Source organism: Streptomyces sp. CA-278952 (genome assembly GCF_028747205.1).
GTDB lineage: Bacteria > Actinomycetota > Actinomycetes > Streptomycetales > Streptomycetaceae > Streptomyces.
The window spans coordinates 2,922,759-2,946,066 of sequence record NZ_CP112880.1 but is presented as its reverse complement, the minus strand read 5'-3'; the positions used below and the strand labels follow the sequence as shown (position 1 = coordinate 2,946,066).

Sequence of the window (23,308 nt, the reverse complement as noted above, 5' to 3'; positions counted from 1 at the left end):
GCCTGCCGTCCGGGTGACGGCTCTGTCCGCGTGACGGCTCACCGGAGCTGCGGAATCAGCCGCTCGGGGCCGTGCGACAGCTGCTCGCGCAGCGACTTCTGGAGCTTCAGATCCTGTGCGGTGAGCTTCTGCGGACCACCGCGGGGCGGTACCCCCCCGACCCGCTCGGCGGGGGCGATCGGCGGCTCGTAGTGGGTGGGCGCGGTGTGCAGGGTCAGTCCCGTCACGGCGATGAGCAGCGCGACGCCCGCGATGGCGGCCCGGGTCCACAGCCTGGCCCTGTCCTCGCTGCCGGTGCGCACGGCACGGGCCGGCCGCGGTACGGGGACGTGCTCGGCGCGCGCGAGGCTGCCGAGCCGGTCGTGCAGCAGGGCCGACTGCTCGGCGGGCGAGCCGGCGGCCGCGAGTTCGGGGAGCCGCTCGACGACGGTGGCGCGGGCGGTCAGCAGACGGCCCGCCGCAGCCGGGGTGCTGGCCTCCGTCTCGGCCGCGGTCTCCGGGAGGTCCAGGCCGACCCCGTCGTACAGGAGGAGCGTGCGCCGGTAGGCCGGGGGCAGGTCGAGCAGCGCGTCGAACAGCGCCTGCTTCCCCGGCTCCGTGGGCGGGGGGTCGGGATGCCGGTGCGCGCGGCGCAGCCGGTGCCAGGGGGACATGGCGTACTCGTACGCCGCCGCGCGCACCCAGCCGGCCGGGTCGCGGTCGACGGCCACCTCGGGCCAGCGGTGCCAGGCCAGTTGGAAGGCACGCTCGACGGACTCGCGGGCCAGGGCACGGCGGCCGGTCAGCAGGTAGGCCTGCCGGACGAGGCCGGGGGCGGTCAGGGCGTACAGCTCGTCGAACGCCTCGGCGGGGGAGCGGTGCCGTTCGCCGATGGCCTCCGCGTCCCCCTCCCCCTCCCTCTCTTTCTCTTTCTCTGCCTCCGCCACCACCGGCACCTGTACCACCGGCACCGGCACCTGTGCCTCCGAAGCGGCTTCCGGAGGGGCTTCGGGAGGAGGCTCCTGAGTCGCCACAGCCACAGCCACAGCCTCAACTGCAGGCATTGCCGCAGCCCCCACCGCAGGCCCAGCCGCAGCCGCTGATGGCGTCGTGGTGGGCGCCTCCGGTTCGGGGGCGATGAGCTTCGCGTACAGCGCGCGCTTGCGTCCGCGCGGGCTCGTGCGCCCCGTCTCCCAGGAGCGCACGGTGGCGCGTGTGACGCCGACCGCCGCCGCTACCTGCTCCTCGCTCAGCGACTTCGCCTCGCGCAGTCTGCGGCGCTCCTTGGGGGAGGGCAGCTGCGGCGCGGCGGCCTCGTCGGTCGTGCTCCGGGTCATGGCCGACCCCCGGCAACGCCGCACTGAGTAAAAAAGTACATAAACGTATATTGGGCGACACAACGGCTGTTCGCGCGTTACGCGAAATAAGCGCGTGTCGTTGGCAGCATGGGCCGCGTGACCCAGATGACGCAACGCAGCCCGAAGGCGACGGCCGAGCGGAACCGCACCCTCGCCCTGGCCTCCGCCCTGGTGCGGGGAGCCGTCGCCGCCGGGCTCGGCCTCGGGTCGCTGACGGTACTGGTCATGGTGTTGTGGATCAGCTCCCCGTATCCCGACAGCGGGCCGGGCGGTGCGCTGCGCGCGGGGGCCGGGGTATGGCTGCTCGCGCACGGCGCGGGACTCGTGCGGCCCGACACGCTGAGCGGCGTTCCCGCCCCCGTCTCCATGGTGCCGCTGCTGCTCGCGGTGGGCCCGGTCTGGCTGGCGCACCGCGCGGCGCGCGATGCGGCGGAGGCGGAGGAGGGGCGGCCCAGGCCTTCGCAGGCGGGCGTGTTCTGCGCGGTGACCGCGGGATACCTGCTGGTCGTGGCGGGGGCGGCGGCCGGTGCGCGCGGCGGTTCGCTGCGCCCGGACCCGGACACGCTGGTGTTCCCGGTGGCGCTCGTGGTGGCCGGTGCGGCGGCGGCCGGGGTGTGGACGGCGGCCGGGCGGCCACTCGGGCCCCTGCCGTCCTGGTCTCCCCTGGTGCTTCAGGAGGCGATCGCGCGGACACGCTTCCGGGACCGGGCCGAGGCGGCGTGCCGGTCGGCGGCGGTGGGCGTGACGGTGCTGCTCGGGGGTGGCGCGCTGGTGGTCGCGGTGGCGCTCGGCCGGAACGCGGGGGCGGCGCAGGAGGCGTTCCTGGGGCTCGCGGGCGACTGGCCGGGACGGTTCGCCGTGCTCCTGCTGGCCGCCTCGCTCGTGCCCAACGCCGCCCTGTGGGGAGCTTCGTACGGGCTCGGGCCCGGCTTCTCGCTCGGCACGGGAGCCACCGCCACCCCGCTGGGCCTCGACGGGACTCCGGCGGCACCGCATTTCCCCCTGCTGGCGGCCGTGCCGGACCAGGAGGCGGGCTCCCTGCTGAGCGGGGCGGCCCTGGCGGTGCCGGTGGCGGCCGCGCTGGCGGTCGCCTGGTTCACCGCCCGCAGGGCCGCGCCCGCCGACGTGCCCCGTGCTCAGGTGTGGAGCCGGCGCGAGACGGTGCTGGTGACGCTGCTCGCCGCGCTGGCCTGCGGTGCCGCGACGGGGCTGCTCATGGCGGTGGCCGGCGGGCCGCTCGGCACCGGGGCGCTGAGGGAGTTCGGCCCGGTGTGGTGGCTGGCCGGGCCGGCGGCACTGGCGTGGACCGCGGGCATCGGCGTACCGGCGGTCCTGCTGCTGCGCCTGTGGCGCCTGCGCACCCCGGGCTGGGCCTGGCGCAGGGACGTACCGGAAGCGGACGAGCCCCAGGTGACCGAGTCGGCACCGGCGAAGGCGGCAGCGAAAACGGCAGCGAAAGCGACGGCGTCCGAGGAGAAGGCGGGGGCGGACGCGCAGGCCGCCATCGGGCGTCCGCACCGCTGGTGGGTGCCGTGGCGCTGGCGGGGGCGGGCGGTGGGTGCGTCCGGCGATGCGGCGCAGGGTGGTTCCGCGGCACCCGCCGCGTCCGCCGTTCCGGCCCCCGGGGCTGCCCCCGAAACGGTGTCCGGCGCTCTGGCCGACGGGGCCGGGCCGGGGGCGGGGAGGGGTGACGCGGGGTTCGAGCCGTACGACTTCCTGCCGACCGACCCGTGGCACGGGAAGGACTGGCACGGGAAAGACTGGCACGGGAAAGACTTCAGGGAGGCCCGTTGGGCCTCCCTGAAGCGGGGTTCCGGCGGCCTGATGGCCGACTTCCCCGCTGGTCCCGCTGGTCCCGCTGGTCCCGCTGGTCCCGCTGGTCCCGCTGGTCCCGCGGGCCCCACTGGTCAGACCGGCCCCGCCGATTCTGCTGATCCCGCCGAGGTCGCCGCAGGCCGTCCCGCGCCGGAAGCGGACCGTCCGGAGCCGCCTACTCCTTGACGCCGAAGAACGGCTCCAGCGGCTTCGGCAGCTGGTCGTTGCAGGACACCGCGCCCGTCTTGGTCAGGGCGTCGTTCACGCACGTGTAGTAGTCGCGGTAGACGAGCTGCACGGTGTACGTGGTCGCCACGATGAGCAGCGCCAGCAGGGCGGCCACCAGTCCGCTCACCGCCGCCGTGGTCTGCTGCCTGCTGCTGACGTTCGGAGGCGCTGCGGGCGTGGGCACGGTGGGCGAGGCTCCGGAGACGTCCCCCGCCGTGGCTCTCGTCCCGGTGCCCGCAGCGGTCCCGGCCGCCCCGGTGCCGCCCGCCGCCGTGCGGTCCGTCGCGGAGGCGCTCTTCATCGGGGTGCGGAGCGCGCTGATCGCCCAGTACGTCGAGAGCGCGCCCAGGAGGAGGGCGAGCTCCGGGAGGTCGAAGAGGGCGAAGAAGAAGGCCCACATACCGCCGAGCACCGCGTAGCGGGCGCGCCGCTGTGCGGGGTCGGTGGGGTCCCAGCGCAGTCCGCCCGGACCGCCGCGTTCGGATCCGCCCTTGCCTCCCGGGCCACCGGAGCCGTTCCCGCCGGGGCGGCCGCCGAAGCCGCCGTTGCCCCGGCCGGGCTGTTTGCTGCTCCACTGGCTGCCCCACGACGGGCGGTCCCCGGCGGAGCCGTCCCGGCCGGGCCCACCGTTCCCGTCCGAACCGTTCGCCCCCTCCGGCCCGTTGGGCCCGGCGGGGCGGCGCGGCTGCCACGGCTGGTCCGGACGGTCCACGGGCGGCGCGGCGAACGGGTTGTCCTCCTGAGGCTTCGCGGCGGAGCCGGCGGCCGGTGCGGATTCCGAGGAGGAATCCGGCGAGGAATGACCCGGGGAGGAGGAGCCCGAGGAGCCCGAGGACGAGGAGTCCGTGGAAGAGGGACCCGACGAGGACGGGCCCTGGGAGGAGGAGCCCTGGGAGGAGGAGCCCTGGGAGGAGGAGCCCGGGGGCGGGGAGTCCGGCGAAGAGGGCAGGCGTTCCCGCATCAAGGGAGCGGACCGCTCGTGCAGGGGCAGGGGCAGGGGGAGGCGGAAGGCGGTGCGACGGCGTCGGTCCGGCATGTGGTGAACGTCTTCCCCATCTCGTCATGTCCGCCCGTAGGACGGTTCGTCCGCCCGGTGGACGGCTCGCTGTCCCCTGACGCTACCTCCCGGTCGCGCCCCCGTCCCGTGGGGGCCGTCGGGTGTGCCGGTATCGTTGCTGACGGTCGGCCCGTTCGTAGGGTTCCCCGTATCGGGCGAAGCGATACTTTCGTACGACCCTACAAAGAGCATGCCGCACCTGCGTCACCCTGCGGTCATCACGTGAGAAAGGGCCCCGACGTGGCCTCCCCGCCCCCCTCCGCCTCTCCTGCCCGGCTGGTCGTGCTGGTCTCCGGATCCGGTACGAACCTCCAGGCACTGCTCGACGCCATCGGCGACGACCCGGCGGCGTACGGGGCACGGATCGTCGCCGTCGGTGCGGACCGTGACGGGACCGGTGGCGTGGAGCGCGCGGAGCGGGCCGGAATCCCCACGTTCGTGTGCAAGCTCAAGGACCACGCGACCCGCGCAGAGTGGGACGAGGCGCTCGCCGCACAGGTCGCCGCGCACCGCCCGGACCTCGTCGTCTCCGCCGGTTTCATGAAGATCGTCGGTCCGGCGTTCCTCGCCGCGTTCGGCGGCCGGACCGTCAACACCCACCCCGCCCTGCTGCCCGGGTTCCCCGGCGCCCACGGAGTGCGTGACGCACTCGCGTACGGCGTCAAGGTCACGGGCTGCACCGTCCACTTCGTCGACGACGGCGTCGACACCGGTCCGATCATCGCGCAGGGCGTGGTCGAGGTGACCGAGGAGGACACCCCGGAGGGCGAATCCGCCCTTCACGAACGCATCAAGGAAGTCGAGCGCTCGCTGCTCGTCGAGGCCGTGGGGCGGATCGCCCGTGACGGCTATCGCATTGAGGGACGAAAGGTTCATCTCGGTCATGTCGGTGAATAAGCCCATCCGCCGCGCCCTGGTCAGTGTCTACGACAAGACGGGGCTCGAAGACCTCGCCCGCGGTCTGCACGAGGCGGGCGTCGAACTCGTCTCCACCGGCTCCACCGCCGGGAGGATCGCCGCCGCCGGAGTGCCGGTCACCAAGGTCGAGGAGCTCACCGGCTTCCCCGAGTGCCTGGACGGCCGCGTCAAGACGCTGCACCCCCGCGTCCACGCCGGCATCCTCGCCGACCTCCGTCTCGACTCCCACCGCGAGCAGCTCGCCGAGCTCGGCGTCGAGCCGTTCGACCTGGTCGTGGTGAACCTCTACCCGTTCAAGGAGACCGTCGCCTCGGGCGCCTCCGACGACGAGTGCGTCGAGCAGATCGACATCGGCGGCCCCTCGATGGTCCGCGCCGCCGCCAAGAACCACCCCTCGGTCGCCGTCGTCACCAGCCCCGAGCGGTACGCCGACGTCCTCGCCGCCGTCAAGGCCGGCGGCTTCGACCTGACCGCCCGCGCGCGCCTCGCCGGCGAGGCGTTCCAGCACACCGCCGCCTACGACGTGGCCGTCGCCTCCTGGTTCGCGGACGACTACGCGGCCGCCGACGCCTCGGGCCTTCCCGAGTTCCTCGGCGACACCTACACGCGCAAGAACGTCCTGCGCTACGGCGAGAACCCGCACCAGCCCGCCGCGCTCTACACCTCCGGCGACGGCGGTCTCGCCGAGGCCGAGCAGCTGCACGGCAAGGAGATGTCCTTCAACAACTACACGGACACCGACGCCGCCCGCCGAGCCGCCTACGACCACGCCGAGCCGTGCGTCGCGATCATCAAGCACGCCAACCCGTGCGGCATCGCCATCGCCGACGACGTCGCCACGGCGCACCGCAACGCGCACGCCTGCGACCCGGCCTCGGCCTTCGGCGGGATCATCGCCGTCAACCGTCCGGTGACCGTCGAGATGGCCGAGCAGGTCGCGGAGATCTTCACCGAGGTCATCGTCGCCCCGGCGTACGAGGACGGCGCCGTCGAGGTGCTGGCCCGCAAGAAGAACATCCGGGTGCTGCTCGCCCCCGAGGCCCCGGCCACGGCGTTCGAGGTCAAGGCCATCGACGGCGGCGCGCTGCTCCAGGTGGCCGACCGCCTCCAGGCCGACGGTGACGACCCGGCCAACTGGACGCTCGCCACCGGCGACGCGCTCTCCGAGGCCGAGCTGAAGGAGCTGGCCTTCGCCTGGAAGGCGAGCCGCGCCGTCAAGTCCAACGCGATCCTGCTCGCCAAGGGCGGCGCCTCGGTCGGCGTCGGCATGGGCCAGGTGAACCGGGTCGACTCCGCGAAGCTCGCCGTCGAGCGGGCGGGCGCGGAGCGGGCAGCCGGTTCGTACGCCGCGTCCGACGCCTTCTTCCCGTTCCCCGACGGTCTGGAGATCCTCACGGCCGCCGGCGTCAAGGCCGTCGCCCAGCCCGGCGGGTCCGTCCGCGACGAGCTGGTGATCGAGGCCGCGAAGAAGGCCGGCGTGACCATGTACTTCACGGGCACGCGCCACTTCTTCCACTGACCGGGACGACTGGCCGGGGCAACTGACGGCCGACCGGAACCACTGACCCGGACCTCTTCCACCGGTCCTTCCACCGGTGCACCGACCCGCCCGATCCGCCCCGACCCGCCCCGATCCGACCCGAGGCCGCACCCCGACATGGGTGCGGCCTCGGCCGTGTCCGTCGTGCGGAATCGGCTCGCCGCTCTGTTCTAATGAACCGCCGTGGAAATCCCGAGCGGGGGCAGTCGCCGTGCTTGAGCTGAACAAGAGTGGAACGGACCGGTCGGGACCGGGACGCCTGCCCGCCCAGGGCCCGGGGCCGGACCCCGCCCCGGACGCCCGCCCGGCGGACGGCTCCCCGAGTACGGGGAAGGCCACCTCCGAACGTGTACCCCTGCGCCCGTACCTCGTCGCCGGCGCGATCCTGTGCGCGCTCTACTTCCTCTACGCGTACTTCCAGTACAGCCGCTTCGGCTCACCCTCCTGGGACCTGGGGATCTTCGAGCAGGAGGTCCGGGCGTACGCCGGGTTCGACGCCCCGGTCGTCGACATCAAGGGCCCCGGCTATCTGATCCTCGGCGACCACTTCTCCCCGATCGTGGCGCTGCTGGCCCCGCTGTACTGGCTCTGGCCGTCGGCCGAGTCCCTGCTCTTCGCGCAGGCCGCGCTGTTCGCGCTGGGGGCGGTCATCGTCGGCCGCACCGCCCAGCAGCTCCTCGGCGGGCGCTCGGGGCTCTGCGTCACCGTCGCGTACGGACTCTCCTGGGGCATCCAGGAAGCGGTGAAGGCCGACTTCCACGAGATCGCGTTCGCCGTACCGCTGCTGGCCCTCGTCTGCCGGGCCCTGCTCCTGAAGCGGTACACGGCCGCCCTCCTGTGGTCGCTCCCCCTGGTCCTGGTCAAGGAGGACCTGGGCGCCACCGTGGCGGTCGTCGGCTTCCTGCTCTTCGTGTACGGCCGCCGCCTCCAGGGCGCGCTGCTCGCCGCCTTCGGGGTCGCCGCCTTCGTCGTCACGCTCACGGTCCTCATCCCGGCGGCCAGCAGCGCGGGCACCTACGACTACTGGAAGAAGATCGACAAGAACGGCGAGCAGGACGTCTCGATGCTGGACTCCGTCCTCGGCGTCCTCGACTCCTCCGTCAAGATCGAGATGCTGGTCTTCCTGATCGGCATTACCGCGTTCATGGCGCTGCGTTCACCGCTGACGCTGCTGATCGTTCCCACGCTCGGCTGGCGGCTCCTCTCGCAGGACAGCAACCACTGGGGCATGGTCTGGCACTACAGCGCGATCCTCATGCCGGTGCTCTTCCTCGCGCTGGCCGACGGCGTCCGCCGCAGCCGCGGCTCGCACCGCCCCTGGCTCGCCTCGTACGCGAAGGTCGCCGTGCCCGTCGCCGCCGCGATCGCCGTCGCGATGACCCAGCACCTGCCGCTGCGCGACCTGCTGCGCCCGGAGACCTACCGCACCGACGACGCCCGCAGCCAGGCGGCCCGGGCGGCGCTCGACGCCATCCCGGCCGGGGCGCGGGTCGAGACGGACATCACGCTGATGGCCCACCTCACCTCCGACCGCACCGTCTACTGGGTCGGCGGAGCCCCGGGCACCGCACCCGACATCGTCGCCATCAACCTGGACTTCGGCTGGTCCCGCCCGATCCAGGACCCGGTGGCGTACGCCCAGCAGCTGCACCCCGAGGCGTCCTACCGGCTCAAGCACCGGGGCGGCAGCTTCGTGGTGATGGAGCGCACGTCACCGGAGCCGGCGGAGATCCCGGGCGCCCGGGGCGACTGACCGGGCCGTGCCATCGCCGGACATGCCGCGAGGGCCGCACCTCGTGACGGGTGCGGCCCTCGTGGCGTGTCCGTAAGGGAGCGTCAGACGGCCTTGACGACCACCGACGAGCAGACCTTGTCCGCGAACGTCTGCTTCTTCGCATCCCACAGCGGCCACAGGAAGCCGATGTAGCAGGGGGAGTCGAGGATGTGGGCCAGACGGCGCACGAAGGCCATGCCGAAACCCAGCGGGCGGCCGTCGGCCTCGCGCAGCAGGCGGATGCCCACGGCCTTCTTGCCGATCGTCTGACCGGTGGTGCCCTCCTGGTACAGCTGCCAGATACCGAGACCGAGCGCCAGGAGGGCGCCGATCATGACCATCACGCCGCCGGCCGAGTCGCCCATGGCGCCGCCGATGGCGAAGAAGACGACGTACGGGATGAAGATGATGATCCCGTCGATGATGGTCCCGCCGAACCGCAGCCCCCAGTGGGCCAGCTCCGGCATGCCGCCCTGGCCGGGCTGCTGCGGGTAGCCGCCGCCGTAGGGCTGGCCGGGCTGCTGCGGATAACCGGGCTGCTGGGGGTACCCCGGCTGCTGCTGCGGGTAGCCGTAGCCCTGCGGCGGGACACCCTGCGGAGCCTGCTGCGGGTAGCCGTAACCGGGCTGTCCCTGCGGCGGGCCCTGGGGCGGCTGGCCGGGCTGCTGCCCATACGGGTTGTTCGGGTCGCCGAAGCTCATAAGGGGTGTTCCTTCAACAGACGTGTGGGGACGAGATGGCCACACGGAGGAAGGACATCGATCAGCGGCCCGCCCCCCGTACAACCGCGGGCTTCATCGTTATGAGCGGCACCCTTGTTTGTCCAGTCCGGGGCCCCTGACGTTGTGCAAGTGCAATGTCCGGTACGGGGGCGGCACCGGCAATTGGTATGCGGGCGGGGTCATCCGCGAGGATGGGACCATGACTGCCCAGATTCTCGATGGCAAGGCCACCGCTGCCGCGATCAAATCCGATCTGACCGTCCGTGTGGCGGCCCTCAAGGCCCAGGGGATCACTCCCGGCCTCGGAACCCTGCTCGTCGGGGACGACCCGGGCAGCCGGTGGTACGTCAACGGCAAGCACCGTGACTGCGCCCAGGTCGGCATCGGCTCCATCCAGCGCGAACTCCCCGACACCGCCACGCAGGAGGAGATCGAGGACGTCGTCCGTGAGCTCAACGCCAACCCCGAATGCACCGGCTACATCGTCCAGCTGCCGCTGCCCAAGGGCATCGACACGAACCGGATCCTGGAGCTGATGGACCCGGAGAAGGACGCCGACGGGCTGCACCCGATGAGCCTCGGCCGCCTCGTCCTCAACGAGACCGGCCCGCTGCCCTGCACCCCGCAGGGCGTCGTGCAGCTGCTGCGCGCGCACGGCGTGGAGATCAACGGGGCGCACGTCGTGGTCGTCGGACGCGGTGTCACCATCGGCCGGTCGATCCCGCTGCTGCTGACCCGCAAGTCGGAGAACGCCACGGTGACCCAGTGCCACACCGGCACCCGGGACCTCTCCTCCCACCTGCGGCAGGCCGACATCATCGTCGCCGCCGCCGGGGTGCAGCACCTGATCAAGCCGGAGGACGTGAAGCCGGGCGCGGCCGTGCTCGACGTCGGCGTCAGCCGGGACGCTGACGGCAAGATCGTCGGCGATGTGCACCCGGGGGTCCGTGAGGTGGCCGCCTGGGTCGCCCCGAACCCCGGGGGCGTCGGCCCGATGACCCGCGCGCAGCTGCTGGTCAACGTGGTCGAGGCCGCCGAGCGGGCCGCCGCCGAGGCCGCCGACTCCGCCGCAACGGGCTGACGGCCGGATCCGGAGGGAACCCCATGGGTGCTGGTACGAGTCCGGCCGACCCCGCCCCGGCCGGCCGGGCGGCGGACGAGCCGCGCGAACCGGACGAGCGGGAAGAGCGGGACGGGTCCACCGGGTCCGCCGGGCCGGACCCGGCCGCGGACGCCACGGCCCCCGTCGCGGAGGCCACCGACGCCACGGCCCCGGGCACCGACGCCACGGACCCGGGCACGGACACCGCCACGTCCGCGTCCGCGTCAACGTCCGCGTCAACGTCCACGTCCACGTCCACGTCCACGGACAGGGACAGGGACAGGGACACGGCCCCGGACACCACCCCGGCCCCGGACGGGGCCGCGGCCGGCCGGCGGCCCCGCCGGTCGCGGCGGTTCCCGCGGTTCACCCGGGACACCGCCCGGCCCGAGGGCGGTGGCAGGGCGGCGTCCGGCGACGCGCCCGCTCCGGCCCGGCAGTGGCCGCTGCTCACCGTGCTCTGCGCGGCGGGCCTCGGACTGCTGATCGTGGTGCTCGACCCGTTCGACCAGGCGTTCCGCATCGGCACGATCCTGATCGGTGGCGCGCTGATCGCCGGTGCCGTGCTGCGCTGGGTGGTGCCCTCGGTCGGGATGCTGGCGGTACGTTCCCGCTTCACCGACCTGGTCACGTACGGGCTGATGGGCACGCTGATCGTGCTGCTCGCGCTCGTCGCACAGCCCAAGCCGTGGCTCGACGTCCCGGTCCTGGAGGACGCGGTCCGCTTCACGATCCGCTAGCGGGCATCCGTCCCGCTTCCGCCGAAGGGGCGGCCCGTCCGATCAGCTCCGTGGTGTCCGTCCCCACCCCCGAGGAGGGACGGACACCACGGCGGAACGGAACAACCGGGCAAAAAGCCCTGGTATGCGGCGAGATGGGCGGCCTTGCCCCGTCCTGACTCCAGCGTCATGGACGGGGAAGACCGGAACAAGCGCTCACTGTGGCCTGTGGCACGGAAGTGACCATTCCGGCACGGTGTGATCGCCGTGCAACGATGGCAGACTGGCACGGCGCACAGAGCGGCACGGAGCATGCGGACAGGTGGCCGGCGCGGATTTCGGGGCGCGTGAGAACACGCACCCCGTCCCGAATGCTCCCGTGCGCCTCCTCGTCAGGAACTGACACCCTGGCTCCGCGCATCCTCGTGGGTAGTCCAGTCGACGGTCCGGACCGGACGGCGGTGGACGGACCGGGGATGCGTGGACCGGGGGACCGGCCGTAACGGGGCACAGCAAGTACGTCCGGGGGACAAGAGGGGGGAATCGCGATGCCTCGTTGGAAGGCACTGCCCGAAGAGCTCGACCCGCAGATCAGGGAGTTCGCCGGCCAGCTGCGCAGGCTCGTCGACCGCAGCGGGCTGAACATCAACGCGGTGGCCGACCGCACGGGTTACAGCAAGACGTCCTGGGAGCGGTATCTCAACGGGCGGCTGCTCGCCCCGCGCGGAGCCGTCGTGGCCCTCGCCGAGGTGACGGGCACCCCGCAGCACCACCTCACGACCATGTGGGAGCTGGCGGAGAGGGCCTGGAGCCGGGCCGAGATGCGCCACGACATGACGATGGAGACCATCCGGATCACGCAGGCCCGTGCCGCGCTCGGCGAGCTGGGCACGACGGCTCCCGACGCTCCGGCGGGCGGCCGGTCCGGCCGGTCCTCCGCCGGTGGCCGGCACAGCGCGTCCGCGTCCGGCGCACGGGTTCCCGCCGCCGCGGGCCCGGCCGGCACGGACGCCCCGCCCCGCGACGTCCACGGCAAGGACCCGTACGGCGGCGGGGCTCACGGGCCCGGCGACGACGACACGCGCCAGCTCCTCATCCCCACCCAGCGCGGCACCGCACCCCACCCCGCCCGCCACCGGGACCGGCCGTACGACGGCGGGGCGGACCAGGGCGGGCAGCGGCCGGAGCGGGACCCGGCGGAGAGCGCCAGCCGCGGCTCCGGCTCGGGCTCCGGCCGGGACAGGCGCGCCACCCGACCACCGGGCAAGGCCCCCGGAGGCCGCGTAAAGGGCCCCATGCTCGCCGTCGGGGCCGTCGGCGCCCTGATCGTCGTGGTCGGCGCGGTGATGCTCGCACCGGGCGACGACACGGCCAAGGCCACTGCCACCCCGTCGGTGGCTCCCACCAAGGCCGCCACGGAGCTGCCCGTGGGCGTCGAGTGCAGCGGCACGGAGTGCGCGGGGAAGGACCCCGAGGCGATGGGCTGCGGCGGCGAGTTCGCCCGTACGGTGGCCGGCGCCGTGGTCGGCGGCAGCAAGATCGAGGTCCGCTACAGCGAGGTCTGCTCCGCCTCCTGGGCCCGGCTCACCGGGGCGGCCATCGGCGACACCGTACGGATCACCGCCGGCGAGGGCGCGCAGAACGGCGAGGTCATGGGGGACACCGAGGCGTACACCCCGATGGTCGCGGTGAAGAAGGCGGCCGACGCGAAGGCCTGCGCGACGCTCACCTCCGGCACGAAGGGGTGCACCGACCCGGGCGAGTGACGCCGGGCCCGGGGGCGGCGGGAGCCAGGAGCCCCAGGGCCCGCGGGTGCGGTGCGTGACCGGTTGTGTGCGGTGCCACAGGGGGGCGGGCGGCCCGGCCGGGCCGGGTCCGATAGCCTGACCGCTGGATATCTCTTCACGTCAAGATTCGTCGGGGCGGGGAGGGTGTCCAGCACCAGGGTCCGGCACCAGGGGCCGGGACCCCCACCGCCAGCTGTCTAATCGGAGACCGCCATGACCCGCACTCCCGTGAATGTCACCGTGACCGGCGCAGCCGGCCAGATCGGCTACGCGCTGCTCTTCCGCATCGCCTCCGGCCACCTGCTCGGCCCGGACGTGCCGGTCAACCTGCGCCTCCTGGAGATCCCGCAGGGCCTCAAGGCCGCCGAGGGCACCGCGATGGAGCTCGACGACTGCGCCTTCCCGCTGCTGCGCGACATCGAGATCACCGACGACCCGAACGTCGGCTTCGCCGGTGCGAACGTCGCCCTGCTCGTCGGCGCCCGCCCGCGCACCAAGGGCATGGAGCGCGGTGACCTGCTCGCCGCCAACGGCGGCATCTTCAAGCCGCAGGGCAAGGCCATCAACGACAACGCCGCGGACGACATCAAGGTCCTCGTCGTCGGCAACCCGGCCAACACCAACGCGCTCATCGCGCAGGCCGCCGCCCCGGACGTACCGGCGGAGCGCTTCACCGCGATGACCCGTCTGGACCACAACCGCGCGATCTCGCAGCTGGCCGCCAAGACCGGTGCCGCCGTCTCCGACATCAAGAAGCTGACGATCTGGGGCAACCACTCGGCCACCCAGTACCCGGACATCTTCCACGCGGAGATCGCCGGCAAGAACGCCGCCGAGACCGTCAACGACGAGGTGTGGCTGGCCGACACCTTCATCCCGACCGTCGCCAAGCGCGGCGCCGCGATCATCGAGGCCCGTGGCGCGTCCTCGGCCGCCTCGGCCGCCAACGCCGCCATCGACCACGTGCACACCTGGGTCAACGGCACCGCCGCCGGCGACTGGACCTCGATGGGCATCCCGTCGGACGGCTCCTACGGCGTCCCCGAGGGCATCATCTCCTCCTTCCCGGTCACCACGAAGGACGGAAAGTACGAGATCGTCCAGGGCCTGGACATCAACGAGTTCTCCCGTACGCGCATCGACGCGTCGGTCAAGGAGCTCGTCGAGGAGCGCGACGCGGTCCGCGGGCTCGACCTCATCTGAGACCCGCACCCGCGACACGTCGAGCGCCCCCGGCAGCTGCTGCCGGGGGCGTTCGACGCTTGCTCTGAGCAGAGCCCTCGGTCAGCTCTTGTGGTCGCCGGGCGTGTAGTGGCCGGGCCCCAGGCGGCCGGTGACGCCGAAGCGGTTCCAGACGTTGATCACGCTGATCGAGGCGATCAGCTGGGCCAGCTCGGTCTCCTCGAAGTGCTTGGCGGCCTCCTCGTACACCTCGTCCGGGACGAAGCCGTCGGTCAGGACGGTGACCGCCTCGGCCAGGGCCAGCGCCGCCAGCTCCTTCGGGGTGTAGAAGTGCCGCGACTCCCTCCAGGCGCTGAGCTGGACGATCCGCTCGACCGACTCGCCCGCCGCGAGCGCGTCCTTGCTGTGCATGTCCAGGCAGAACGCGCAGTGGTTGATCTGCGAGGACCGGATCTTCACCAGCTCGACCAGGACGGGGTCCAGGCCTTTGCGGGCGGCGATGTCGAGCCGGACCATCGCCTTGTAGACGTCCGGGAGGAGCTGGGAGACGGAGATCCGGGGCGGCTCCTCGGGGGAGAGGTCGGCCGGGGCGTGGTGGTGCTCGTGTGTCGAGGTCATGAGGACGACGCTACGGCGGAGATGGCACCCCGGTATGGTCCATTGGCATGACGGATTCCTGGGCCACTTTCGGGGCGGACCTGCATCTCGAACCGGTCGGCCAGGGGCTCCGCAGCGGGCTGATGGAGGCGCTGCGGGAGGCGGTGCGCACCGGCCGCCTGGCCCCCGGGACCCGGCTGCCGTCCTCCCGGGTGCTCGCCGCCGACCTGGGCGTCGCCCGCAACACGGTCGCGGACGCCTACGCCGAACTGGTCGCCGAGGGCTGGCTCACCGCCCGCCAGGGCTCCGGGACCCGGGTCGCCCGCCGGTCCGTGCCGCGCCGGACCGACCCCGCGGCGGCCCGGCCCCGGCCGGTGCGGCCCGGGGCCGGTCACAACCTGAAGCCCGGCTCGCCGGATCTCTCCGCCTTCCCGCGCACCGCCTGGCTCAAGGCCGCCCGCAAGGCACTCACCGCCGCCCCCGACGAGGCCTTCGGCTACGGCGATCCGCACGGCCGCGTCGAACTGCGCACCGTGCTGGCCGAGTACCTGGCGCGGGCGCGCGGGGTCCACGCCGATCCGGAGCGCATCGTGATCTGCGCCGGCTTCGCGCACGGGCTGACGCTGCTGGGCCGGGTGCTGCGGCGGCGCCGGGTCCGGGAGATCGCCGTCGAGTCGTACGGCCTCGACGTCCACAGAGACCTCCTCACCGACGCCGGGCTGCGCACCCCGTGCCTGCCCCTGGACGAGCACGGCTCCCGGACCGGCGAGCTGGCCGCGCTGCGCGGCGCGGGCGCGGTCCTGCTGACCCCGGCGCACCAGTTCCCCACCGGCGTACCGCTGCACCCGGACCGGCGGGCCGCCGCCGTCGACTGGGCCCGGTCCACGGGCGGGCTGATCCTGGAGGACGACTACGACGGGGAGTTCCGGTACGACCGGCAGCCGGTGGGGGCGCTCCAGGGCCTCGACCCGGAGCGGGTCGTCCACCTCGGCACCGCCAGCAAGTCGCTGGCCCCGGGGCTGCGCCTCGGCTGGATGGTGCTGCCCCGGGGCCTGGTGGAAGAGGTGGCGGCGGAGAAGGACGTGTCCGGCTGGATGTCCGGCTCGCCCGACCAGCTGACGTTCGCGGAGTTCATCGCCTCGGGGGCGTACGACCGGCACGTGCGCTCCATGCGGCTGCGCTACCGCCGCCGCCGCGACCAGCTCGTCGCGGCGCTCGCCGAACGCGCGCCGGACGTCGAGGTCAGCGGGATCGCGGCCGGGCTGCACGCGGTCCTCGAACTCCCGCCGGGCGCCGAGCGTTCGGTGATCCAGGCGGCGGCGTTCCAGGGCCTGGCGCTGGACGGCCTCGCGCGCTACCGCCACCCGGACGCCCCCGCCGCCCGTGACGCCCTGGTGATCGGCTACGGCTCGCCGTCGGAGAGCGCCTGGGCGGGCGCGCTCGACGCCCTGTGCCGGGTTCTCCCGTGAGGGCCAGGTTCCGAACAGCGCCCCCCTCCCACTAATCTGACAAGAGGTCCGGTGGCGGAAACGGGGCGCCGGATTCGATCGCGTACCACGGGGGAGAACCGAACATGCCCACACGAAGGCTGAGGTCGAGCACGGTCGTGCTCGGCGGTATGGGGCTGCTCGCCCTGACGATCACGTCCTGTGGCTCGGAGCCGGACAAGCGCTGCGCCGACCGCACGACGCAGCGGACCCTGCCGAGCTCCGAGTGCCGCAGCGGCGGCAACGGCTCGTACTACTACGGCGGCAAGAACGACAGCGGCAAGGTGCAGGGCGGCAGCTTCGACAAGTCGGCAGTCGACCGCGGCGGCTTCGGCTGCTCCGGCTCCGGCGGCGGCTGACCGCCGTGGAACGTCGCACGATCGAGCCGCGCCCCGGCTGGCAGGAGACCGTCGAGGCGCAGGGCGTCGTCTACCCGCTCACCCGCTACCCGGACGGTTCGCTGCGACCGTACTGGGACGAGAGCGCCTACTACGTCTTCTCACTGCCCGAGGTCGAGGCGCTGGAGGAGACCGTCGAGGAACTGCACACGATGTGCCTGGCCGCCGCCGCGCACATCGTCGAGCAGGACCGCTTCGCCGACCTCGGCATCACCGACCCCCGCCTCGCCGCGCTGGTCGCCGAGTCCTGGCGCCGCCGCGCCGAACTGCCCTCCGTGTACGGGAGGTTCGACCTGCGCTACGACGGGAGCGGCCCGGCGAAGATGCTGGAGTACAACGCCGACACCCCGACCTCGCTGGTGGAGGCCGCGAGCGCGCAGTGGTTCTGGATGGAGGACCGGTTCCCCGGGGCCGACCAGTGGAACTCCCTGCACGAGAGGCTGGTCGACGCCTGGAAGCGGCAGGCGCCCCTGCTGCCGCCCGGGCCGCTGCACTTCGTCCACTCCGACGGCGACGAGCTGGGCGAGGACCTGATGACGGTCGCGTATCTGCGCGAGACCGCCCAGCAGGCCGGGCTCGACACCGAGGCGCTGTCCGTCGAGGAGATCGGCTGGGACCGGCTGTCGGGCCGGTTCGTCGACGACCGGCTGCGGTTCATCCGCAGCTGCTTCAAGCTCTATCCCTGGGAGTGGCTGGCCACCGACCGCTTCGGCCCGCAGGTGCTGGACACCCTCGACAACGGCGGCGGCTCCGGCACCACCTGCTGGATCGAGCCCGCCTGGAAGATGCTCCTCTCCAACAAGGCGCTGCTCGCGGTCCTCTGGGAGCTGTACCCCGGCCACTCCAATCTGCTGCCCGCCTACCTCGACGGCCCGCGCGAGCTGGCCGGTCCGGGCGGGGCCGGATACGTGTCCAAGCCGCTGCTCGGCCGCGAGGGCGCAGGCGTCGAGCTGCACGGCCCCGGCTCGCCGCCCGTGACGCGCGACGAGCCGTGCTGCTACCAGGAGGCGGCCCCGCTGCCCGACTTCGACGGCAACCGGGTGGTGCTCGGCGCGTGGGTCGTCGAGGACGAGGCGGCAGGGCTCGGCATCCGGGAGTCGGCGGGGCCGGTCACGGACGAGTACGCCCGCTTCCTGCCCCACGTCATCCTCTGAGAGCCCAGGGGGCGGCCCTGGGCCGCCCCCTGGGCTCTCCCGGCTCCTCCTCAGGCGCTCAGTACCGCCCGCAGCCGGTCCAGGCCCCAGTCCAGGTCCTCCTTGCCGATCACCAGCGGCGGGGCGATCCGGATCGTGGAGCCGTGGGTGTCCTTCACCAGCACCCCCAGCTCCATCAGCTTCTCCGAGATCTCCCGGCCGGTGCCCAGCGCCGGAGCGATGTCGACGCCCGCCCACAGCCCCCGGCCGCGCACCGCCTCCACCGCGCCACCGCCCGTCAACAGGCCCAGCTCCCGGTGCAGATGGTCGCCCAGCTCGGCCGCCCGCTGCTGGTACTCGCCGGTCCGCAGCATCGCGATCACCTCCAGCGCCACCGCGCAGGCCAGCGGGTTCCCGCCGAACGTGGAGCCGTGCTCGCCGGGCCGGAACACGCCGAGGACGTCCGCCGAGGAGACGACCGCCGACACCGGGACCACCCCGCCGCCGAGCGCCTTCCCCAGCAGGTACACGTCCGGCACCACGCCCTCGTGCTCCAGCGCGAACGTCTTCCCCGTACGCCCCAGCCCCGACTGGATCTCGTCCGCGATGAACAGCACGTTCCGCTCGCGGGTCAGCTCCCGTACGCCGGGGAGATAGCCGGCCGGCGGCACCAGCACCCCGGCCTCGCCCTGGATCGGCTCGATCAGCACCGCCACGGTGTTCTCGGTCATCGCCTCCCGCATCGCGGTGAGGTCCCCGTACGGAACGATCTCGAAGCCGGGGGTGTACGGGCCGAAGTCGGCCCGCGCCTCCGGGTCGGTGGAGAAGCTGACGATCGTGGTCGTGCGGCCGTGGAAGTTGTCCGAGGCCACGATGATCTTCGCCATGCCGTCCGGCACGCCCTTGACCCGGTAGCCCCACTTGCGGGCGGTCTTCACCGCCGTCTCCACGGCCTCCGCCCCGGTGTTCATCGGCAGCACCGTCTCCATGCCGCACAGCGCCGCCAGCTCCGTACAGAAGTCGGCGAACCGGTCGTGGTGGAAAGCCCGGGACGTCAGCGTCACCCGATCCAGCTGGGCCTTGGCCGCGTCGATGAGCCGGCGGTTGCCGTGGCCGAAATTGAGTGCCGAATACCCGGCGAGCAGATCGAGGTACCGGCGGCCCTCGACATCGGTCATCCAGGCGCCCTCCGCCGAGGCCACGACGACCGGCAACGGGTGGTAGTTGTGCGCGCTGTGCGCCTCGGCGGAGGCGATGGCAGTTTCCGTGATCGACACGGGATCTCCGTTCGTCGTGCGGCGTGGGCGGGGGTGGTGCCCACTTTGTATCGTCGGTCGGAACCCGCGCCGGGAAACCTCCATCGCCCGGCGCGCCCGCCGTCGCACGCCGGGCAGCCGAAATGTGCGGTTCATCTCAGGCGTGCGCTCGCGTGCTCCGGACTTCCGCGAGTACGCTCCCTCTCCGCCCCGCACCGGCTGCCGGAGATCGCCCCCGTACCTGAGACAATGGGGCCATGGCCTCTGACCTCCCCACCGACCAGCCGCAGACGGGCCGCACCGGTGCGGCCGCCCGTCCGCGCGTGCTCTCCGGGATCCAGCCCACCGCGGGCTCGTTCCACCTCGGCAACTACCTGGGCGCGGTGCGCCAGTGGGTGGCGCTCCAGGAGAGCCACGACGCCTTCTACATGGTCGTGGACCTGCACGCGATCACGATCCCGCAGGACCCCGCCGAGCTGCGGGCCAACACCCGGCTCGCCGTGGCGCAACTGCTGGCGGCCGGTGTGGACCCGGAGCGCTGCACGCTCTTCGTCCAGAGCCATGTGCCCGAGCACGCCCAGCTCGGCTGGGTGATGAACTGCCTCACCGGCTTCGGCGAGGCCTCCCGGATGACGCAGTTCAAGGACAAGTCCGCCAAGCAGGGCGCCGACCGGGCCACCGTCGGCCTCTTCACCTACCCGGTGCTCCAGGTCGCGGACATCCTGCTCTACCAGGCGAACCAGGTCCCGGTGGGCGAGGACCAGCGCCAGCACATCGAGCTGACCCGCGACCTCGCCGAGCGGTTCAACGGCCGGTACGGACAGACGTTCACCGTGCCCGCGCCGTACATCCTCAAGGAGACGGCGAAGATCTACGACCTCCAGGACCCGGCGGTGAAGATGAGCAAGTCGGCCTCCACGCCGAAGGGCCTCATCAACCTCCTCGACGACCCGAAGGCCACCGCGAAGAAGGTGAAGAGCGCGGTCACCGACACCGACACGGTGATCCGCTTCGACGCCGAGAAGAAGCCGGGCGTCAGCAACCTGCTCACGATCCTCTCCACTCTCTCCGGCTCCCCCGTCGAGGACCTGGAACGGAGTTACGAGGGCAAGGGCTACGGTGCGCTGAAGACCGATCTGGCCGAGGCCATGGTGGAATTCGTCACTCCTTTCCGGGCTCGCACCCAGCAGTATCTGGACGACCCGGAGACGCTGGATGCCATCCTGGCCAAGGGAGCGGAGAAGGCCAGGGCCGTCGCCGCGGAGACCCTGGCACAGACGTACGACCGGATGGGCTTCCTGCCCGCGAAGCACTGAGTCCAAGGACCCTGGCGAGATCATGGCCGCAGGGGTCACACTTGCGGCGACGGAACGCGTGGGCCGGAAACCCGGCCCACGCGGCATGACCGAAAATCGACCATCGACGGTGGAGGAGAACGACGTGGGGACCGTAACGCTCGGCGTTTCGATCGCGGTCCCGGAGCCCTACGGCAGCCTGCTCCAGGAACGCCGCGCGAGCTTCGGGGACCCTGCCGCCTTCGGCATTCCCACCCACGTCACCCTCATGCCGCCGACCGAGGCGCAGTCGGCCGACCTCCCGGCGATCGAGGAGCACCTCGAAAGAATCGCCACGGCCGGCCGCCCGTTCCCGATGCGGCTCTCCGGCACCGGCACCTTCCGCCCGCTGTCGCCGGTCGTCTTCGTCCAGGTCGTCGAGGGCGCCTCGGCCTGCGCCTGGCTCCAGAAGCGGGTCCGGGACGCCTCGGGCCCCCTGGTGCGCGAGCTCCAGTTCCCTTACCACCCGCACGTCACCGTGGCCCACGGCATCGCCGAGGAGGCCATGGACCGGGCCTACGAGGAGCTCGCGGAGTACGAGGCCGCCTGGACCTGCGGATCCTTCGCGCTGTACGAGCAGGGCCCGGACGCCGTCTGGCGCAAGCTCCGGGACTTCCCCTTCGGAGCGGGCGGCGGCACGCCCGCCGTCCCGGCCCAGGGCGGCTACACGATCGACGCGCCGTCGGCCCCGTCGCTACGGCCCTGAGCACCCTCCGGGCGACGGCGGCCGTTTGACGAGACGCCCTAGACCGGCAGCCGACGGAAGAGCGGGCGCGGGACGTGCCGCAGCGCCGCCATCACCACCCGGAGCGAACCGGGCACCCACACGCTCTCCGAGCGCCGTCGCAGCCCCGTGACGATCGCCTCCGCGACCTCCTCCGGGCCGGTCGCGAACGGCTGCTCCGGCCGCCCCGCCGTGGCCCGGGTCCGAACGAAGCCGGGGCGGACGACCATCACCTGCACCCCGGTCCCCTGGAGCGCGTCGCCGAGCCCCTGCGCGAACACGTCGAGGCCCGCCTTGCTGGAGCCGTAGATGAAGTCCGCGCGCCGGGCGCGCTCCCCGGCCACCGACGACAGGACCACCAGCGAACCGTGCCCCTGCGCCTGTAGTGCGCCGGCGCACACCAGCCCGGCGGAGACCGCCCCCGTGTAATTGGTCTGGGCGACCCGGACCGCGGCCATCGGCTCCTCCTCGTCCCGCGCCTGGTCGCCGAGGACCCCGAACGCCATCAGCACCACGTCGATGTCGCCCTCCGCGAAGACCTTGCCGAGGACGACCTCGTGGGAGGCGGAGTCCAGCGCGTCGAAGTCGACGGTCCGCACGTCCGCCCCCCGGCCGCGCAGCTCGGCGGCGGCCGACTCCAGGGCCGGGGAGGGTCGTCCGGCCAGCCAGACCCGGCGGGTGCGCAGGGCGATCAGCCGGCGCGCGGTGGCCAGGGCGATCTCGGAGGTGCCGCCGAGGACGAGCAGGGACTGCGGGGCGCCGAAGGCATCCTTCACGGGAAGCTCCTGATCAGAGGGGTGGGGGAGAGAAACGCGGGCAGCGGCGGGGCCCTACAGCCCGAGCCGGCGCGACAGGTCGGAGCGGAACGCCTCCGTCGGGTCCAGCCGCGCCCGCAGCTCCCGGAAGTCCGCGAGACCCGGGTACATCGCGGCCGCCGTCTCCGGCCGCATCCGGGAGTCCTTGGCCAGGCAGACCCGGCCCCCGGCGGCGGCCACCTCCTCGTCGAGGCCGTCGAGGAAGCGGGCCAGGCCGGGCAGGGCCGCGGGCAGGTCCAGGGCCAGGGACCAGCCGGGCGCGGCGAACGACAGCCCGCCGGGGTCCGCCGCCCCGAACCGCTGGAGCACGGCCCGCACGGCGGGGCTCCGGCGCTCCGCGATCCGCCGCACGACCCGGTGCAGGGTCTCCTCCCGGCCGTACCCGACGGCGAACCGGTAGCGCACCAGGCCGCCCCGCCCGTACAGCAGGTTCGCGTCCGGGAAGGCGTCCGCCGCGTGGAAGAAGACGGGGACCGGCCGGAGCTCACCGGTCCGCGCGCGGGGTGCGCCCCGGTAGCGGACCTCGTTGTACAGGGCGGCCGAGGCCGGACCCAGCAGCCTGCCCGGCACCGGCGGGAAGCCGGAAAACCGGAACCGCCCCCGGGCCCCTCCGGAACGCGAGGAGAGCGAAGTGCGCCCCGTGTGCGCCGGGCGCATCTCAGGGGTCGCGTGCTCCCCCCGCGTGAGGATCCCGCGTCCGGTCGCCCGGCCCCGGGCCATCAGGTCGATCCAGGCGGAGGCGTACGGCAGCCGGTCGCCGCCCGCGGTGAAGCGGGCCAGCAGATCGTCCAGGTCCCCGGCGCGCTCGGTGGAGACGGACATCAGCCCGGTCGTCACGCGCCGGAGGCGCAGGGTCGCGCCCAGGACCACCCCGGTCAGCCCCAGACCCCCGGCGGTCGCGTCGAAGAGGGCGGTGCCCGGCAGCACCGTACGCACCTCGCCGTCGGCGGTGAGCAGCTCCAGGGCGCTCACGTGCCGCGCGAACGAGCCCGAGCGGCGGTGGTCGAGGCCGGACAGGTCGGAGCCGATCGCCCCGCCGACCGTCACCCTGCCGGTCCCGGGCACGACCGGCGGGAGCCAGCCGAGCGGCAGCAGCACCCGCAGCAGCCGCTCCAGGCTCACCCCCGCGTCGCAGCGCACCAGGCCGGCGGCGGCGTCGACACCGCCGACCCGGGCCAGGCCCGTCAGGTCGAGCACCGAGCCGCCCGCGTTCTGCGCCGCGTCCCCGGGCGACCGCCCCAGTCCGCGCGCGATGACACCCCGGGGCCCACGCCCCCGGACGACGGCGGCCGCCTCCTCGTGGGTGCGGGGGCGAAACCGCACGGCGGTCGTCGGGGCGGTGCGGCCCCAGCCGGTCAAGGACACCGTGTCGACGGACATGAG

At 73.2% G+C, this 23,308-nt stretch carries 20 protein-coding genes; 13 read left to right on the top strand and 7 right to left on the bottom strand.

Annotated features, from left to right (window positions below):
* Positions 1-38: 38 nt before the first annotated feature.
* Entirely contained in the window at positions 39-1,316 is a 1,278-nt protein-coding gene (locus tag N7925_RS12840) for a helix-turn-helix domain-containing protein (protein ID WP_274343930.1), read from the bottom strand.
* Between the two features lie 126 nt (positions 1,317-1,442).
* Between N7925_RS12840 and N7925_RS12835 the strand changes: the two genes are divergently transcribed.
* Positions 1,443-3,338 (top strand): cell division protein PerM, encoded by a 1,896-nt coding sequence (locus tag N7925_RS12835; protein ID WP_274346448.1) that lies wholly within the window; start codon positions 1,443-1,445, stop codon positions 3,336-3,338.
* On the opposite strand, the gene N7925_RS12830 is transcribed toward N7925_RS12835, so the two are convergent.
* Positions 3,328-4,416 (bottom strand): hypothetical protein, encoded by a 1,089-nt coding sequence (locus tag N7925_RS12830; protein WP_274343929.1) that lies wholly within the window; start codon positions 4,414-4,416, stop codon positions 3,328-3,330. The two genes, N7925_RS12835 and N7925_RS12830, sit on opposite strands and share 11 nt — an antisense overlap.
* Positions 4,417-4,677: 261 nt before the next feature.
* On the opposite strand from N7925_RS12830, the gene purN reads away from it, so the two are divergent.
* The 3 genes from purN to N7925_RS12815 all read left to right on the top strand — a co-directional run bounded on the left by purN (position 4,678) and on the right by N7925_RS12815 (position 8,648).
* Positions 4,678-5,334: a phosphoribosylglycinamide formyltransferase gene (gene purN / locus N7925_RS12825; RefSeq protein WP_274343928.1), complete on the top strand. Its 657-nt coding sequence runs from the start codon at positions 4,678-4,680 to the stop codon at positions 5,332-5,334.
* The gene (gene purH, locus N7925_RS12820) at positions 5,321-6,874 is read left to right on the top strand and encodes a bifunctional phosphoribosylaminoimidazolecarboxamide formyltransferase/IMP cyclohydrolase (protein ID WP_274343927.1); all 1,554 of its coding nucleotides are present in this window, start codon (positions 5,321-5,323) and stop codon (positions 6,872-6,874) included. Before purN ends, purH begins: the two co-directional genes overlap by 14 nt.
* A 232-nt stretch (positions 6,875-7,106) precedes the next feature.
* A complete protein-coding gene (locus N7925_RS12815; RefSeq protein WP_265599786.1) occupies positions 7,107-8,648 on the top strand; it encodes a DUF2079 domain-containing protein in 1,542 nt (513 codons plus the stop codon).
* 83 nt (positions 8,649-8,731) lie between these two features.
* Here N7925_RS12815 and N7925_RS12810 read toward each other — a convergent pair whose 3' ends face one another.
* The gene (locus N7925_RS12810; protein ID WP_274343926.1) at positions 8,732-9,370 is read right to left on the bottom strand and encodes an RDD family protein; all 639 of its coding nucleotides are present in this window, start codon (positions 9,368-9,370) and stop codon (positions 8,732-8,734) included.
* A 220-nt stretch (positions 9,371-9,590) separates the two neighbouring features.
* Between N7925_RS12810 and N7925_RS12805 the strand changes: the two genes are divergently transcribed.
* From N7925_RS12805 to N7925_RS12790, 4 genes are all read left to right on the top strand, one after another.
* Positions 9,591-10,472: a bifunctional methylenetetrahydrofolate dehydrogenase/methenyltetrahydrofolate cyclohydrolase gene (locus tag N7925_RS12805; protein ID WP_265599784.1), complete on the top strand. Its 882-nt coding sequence runs from the start codon at positions 9,591-9,593 to the stop codon at positions 10,470-10,472.
* A 23-nt stretch (positions 10,473-10,495) separates the two neighbouring features.
* Positions 10,496-11,233, top strand: coding sequence for a DUF3017 domain-containing protein (locus N7925_RS12800; protein ID WP_274343925.1), 738 nt, complete (start codon positions 10,496-10,498; stop codon positions 11,231-11,233).
* Positions 11,234-11,760: 527 nt separating this feature from the next.
* The gene (locus tag N7925_RS12795; protein ID WP_274343924.1) at positions 11,761-12,978 is read left to right on the top strand and encodes a helix-turn-helix domain-containing protein; all 1,218 of its coding nucleotides are present in this window, start codon (positions 11,761-11,763) and stop codon (positions 12,976-12,978) included.
* A 234-nt stretch (positions 12,979-13,212) separates the two neighbouring features.
* Complete coding sequence (locus N7925_RS12790; protein WP_265599781.1) at positions 13,213-14,202, top strand: malate dehydrogenase; 990 nt, start codon at positions 13,213-13,215, stop codon at positions 14,200-14,202.
* An 81-nt stretch (positions 14,203-14,283) separates the two neighbouring features.
* Here N7925_RS12790 and N7925_RS12785 read toward each other — a convergent pair whose 3' ends face one another.
* Entirely contained in the window at positions 14,284-14,799 is a 516-nt protein-coding gene (locus N7925_RS12785) for a carboxymuconolactone decarboxylase family protein (RefSeq protein WP_265599780.1), read from the bottom strand.
* Positions 14,800-14,846: 47 nt separating this feature from the next.
* On the opposite strand from N7925_RS12785, the gene pdxR reads away from it, so the two are divergent.
* From pdxR to N7925_RS12770, 3 genes are all read left to right on the top strand, one after another.
* Positions 14,847-16,247, top strand: a complete 1,401-nt coding sequence (gene pdxR, locus N7925_RS12780) for a MocR-like pyridoxine biosynthesis transcription factor PdxR (protein WP_274343923.1) — start codon at positions 14,847-14,849, stop codon at positions 16,245-16,247.
* A 104-nt stretch (positions 16,248-16,351) separates the two neighbouring features.
* Positions 16,352-16,624 carry a hypothetical protein gene (locus N7925_RS12775; RefSeq protein ID WP_265599778.1) on the top strand — a complete coding sequence of 91 codons (273 nt, stop codon included), beginning with the start codon at positions 16,352-16,354 and terminating at the stop codon, positions 16,622-16,624.
* Positions 16,625-16,629: 5 nt separating this feature from the next.
* Positions 16,630-17,817, top strand: a complete 1,188-nt coding sequence (locus N7925_RS12770; RefSeq protein WP_274343922.1) for a glutathionylspermidine synthase family protein — start codon at positions 16,630-16,632, stop codon at positions 17,815-17,817.
* Positions 17,818-17,867: 50 nt separating this feature from the next.
* Here N7925_RS12770 and rocD read toward each other — a convergent pair whose 3' ends face one another.
* Positions 17,868-19,073, bottom strand: a complete 1,206-nt coding sequence (gene rocD, locus N7925_RS12765; protein ID WP_265599776.1) for an ornithine--oxo-acid transaminase — start codon at positions 19,071-19,073, stop codon at positions 17,868-17,870.
* A 302-nt stretch (positions 19,074-19,375) separates the two neighbouring features.
* Between rocD and trpS the strand changes: the two genes are divergently transcribed.
* Both trpS and N7925_RS12755 read left to right on the top strand, forming a co-directional pair.
* Positions 19,376-20,368: a tryptophan--tRNA ligase gene (gene trpS, locus N7925_RS12760; RefSeq protein WP_265603850.1), complete on the top strand. Its 993-nt coding sequence runs from the start codon at positions 19,376-19,378 to the stop codon at positions 20,366-20,368.
* A gap of 124 nt (positions 20,369-20,492) precedes the next feature.
* Positions 20,493-21,092, top strand: coding sequence for a 2'-5' RNA ligase family protein (locus N7925_RS12755; RefSeq protein WP_265599775.1), 600 nt, complete (start codon positions 20,493-20,495; stop codon positions 21,090-21,092).
* Between the two features lie 38 nt (positions 21,093-21,130).
* On the opposite strand, the gene N7925_RS12750 is transcribed toward N7925_RS12755, so the two are convergent.
* On the bottom strand, positions 21,131-21,886 hold the full coding sequence (locus tag N7925_RS12750) for a decaprenylphospho-beta-D-erythro-pentofuranosid-2-ulose 2-reductase (RefSeq protein ID WP_274343921.1): 756 nt from the start codon (positions 21,884-21,886) through the stop codon (positions 21,131-21,133).
* A gap of 54 nt (positions 21,887-21,940) precedes the next feature.
* Positions 21,941-23,305 (bottom strand): FAD-binding oxidoreductase, encoded by a 1,365-nt coding sequence (locus N7925_RS12745; RefSeq protein WP_274343920.1) that lies wholly within the window; start codon positions 23,303-23,305, stop codon positions 21,941-21,943.
* Between the last annotated feature and the right edge of the window lie 3 nt (positions 23,306-23,308).

Coding starts and splice junctions, on each gene's coding strand:
- N7925_RS12840 (WP_274343930.1), bottom strand. CDS start 1,316: ATGACCCGGAGCACGACCGACGAGGCCGCCGCGCCGCAGCTGCCCTCC.
- N7925_RS12835 (WP_274346448.1), top strand. CDS start 1,443: ATGACGCAACGCAGCCCGAAGGCGACGGCCGAGCGGAACCGCACCCTC.
- N7925_RS12830 (WP_274343929.1), bottom strand. CDS start 4,416: ATGCCGGACCGACGCCGTCGCACCGCCTTCCGCCTCCCCCTGCCCCTG.
- purH (WP_274343927.1), top strand. CDS start 5,321: ATGTCGGTGAATAAGCCCATCCGCCGCGCCCTGGTCAGTGTCTACGAC.
- N7925_RS12810 (WP_274343926.1), bottom strand. CDS start 9,370: ATGAGCTTCGGCGACCCGAACAACCCGTATGGGCAGCAGCCCGGCCAG.
- N7925_RS12805 (WP_265599784.1), top strand. CDS start 9,591: ATGACTGCCCAGATTCTCGATGGCAAGGCCACCGCTGCCGCGATCAAA.
- N7925_RS12800 (WP_274343925.1), top strand. CDS start 10,496: ATGGGTGCTGGTACGAGTCCGGCCGACCCCGCCCCGGCCGGCCGGGCG.
- N7925_RS12795 (WP_274343924.1), top strand. CDS start 11,761: ATGCCTCGTTGGAAGGCACTGCCCGAAGAGCTCGACCCGCAGATCAGG.
- N7925_RS12790 (WP_265599781.1), top strand. CDS start 13,213: ATGACCCGCACTCCCGTGAATGTCACCGTGACCGGCGCAGCCGGCCAG.
- N7925_RS12785 (WP_265599780.1), bottom strand. CDS start 14,799: ATGACCTCGACACACGAGCACCACCACGCCCCGGCCGACCTCTCCCCC.
- pdxR (WP_274343923.1), top strand. CDS start 14,847: ATGACGGATTCCTGGGCCACTTTCGGGGCGGACCTGCATCTCGAACCG.
- N7925_RS12775 (WP_265599778.1), top strand. CDS start 16,352: ATGCCCACACGAAGGCTGAGGTCGAGCACGGTCGTGCTCGGCGGTATG.
- N7925_RS12745 (WP_274343920.1), bottom strand. CDS start 23,305: ATGTCCGTCGACACGGTGTCCTTGACCGGCTGGGGCCGCACCGCCCCG.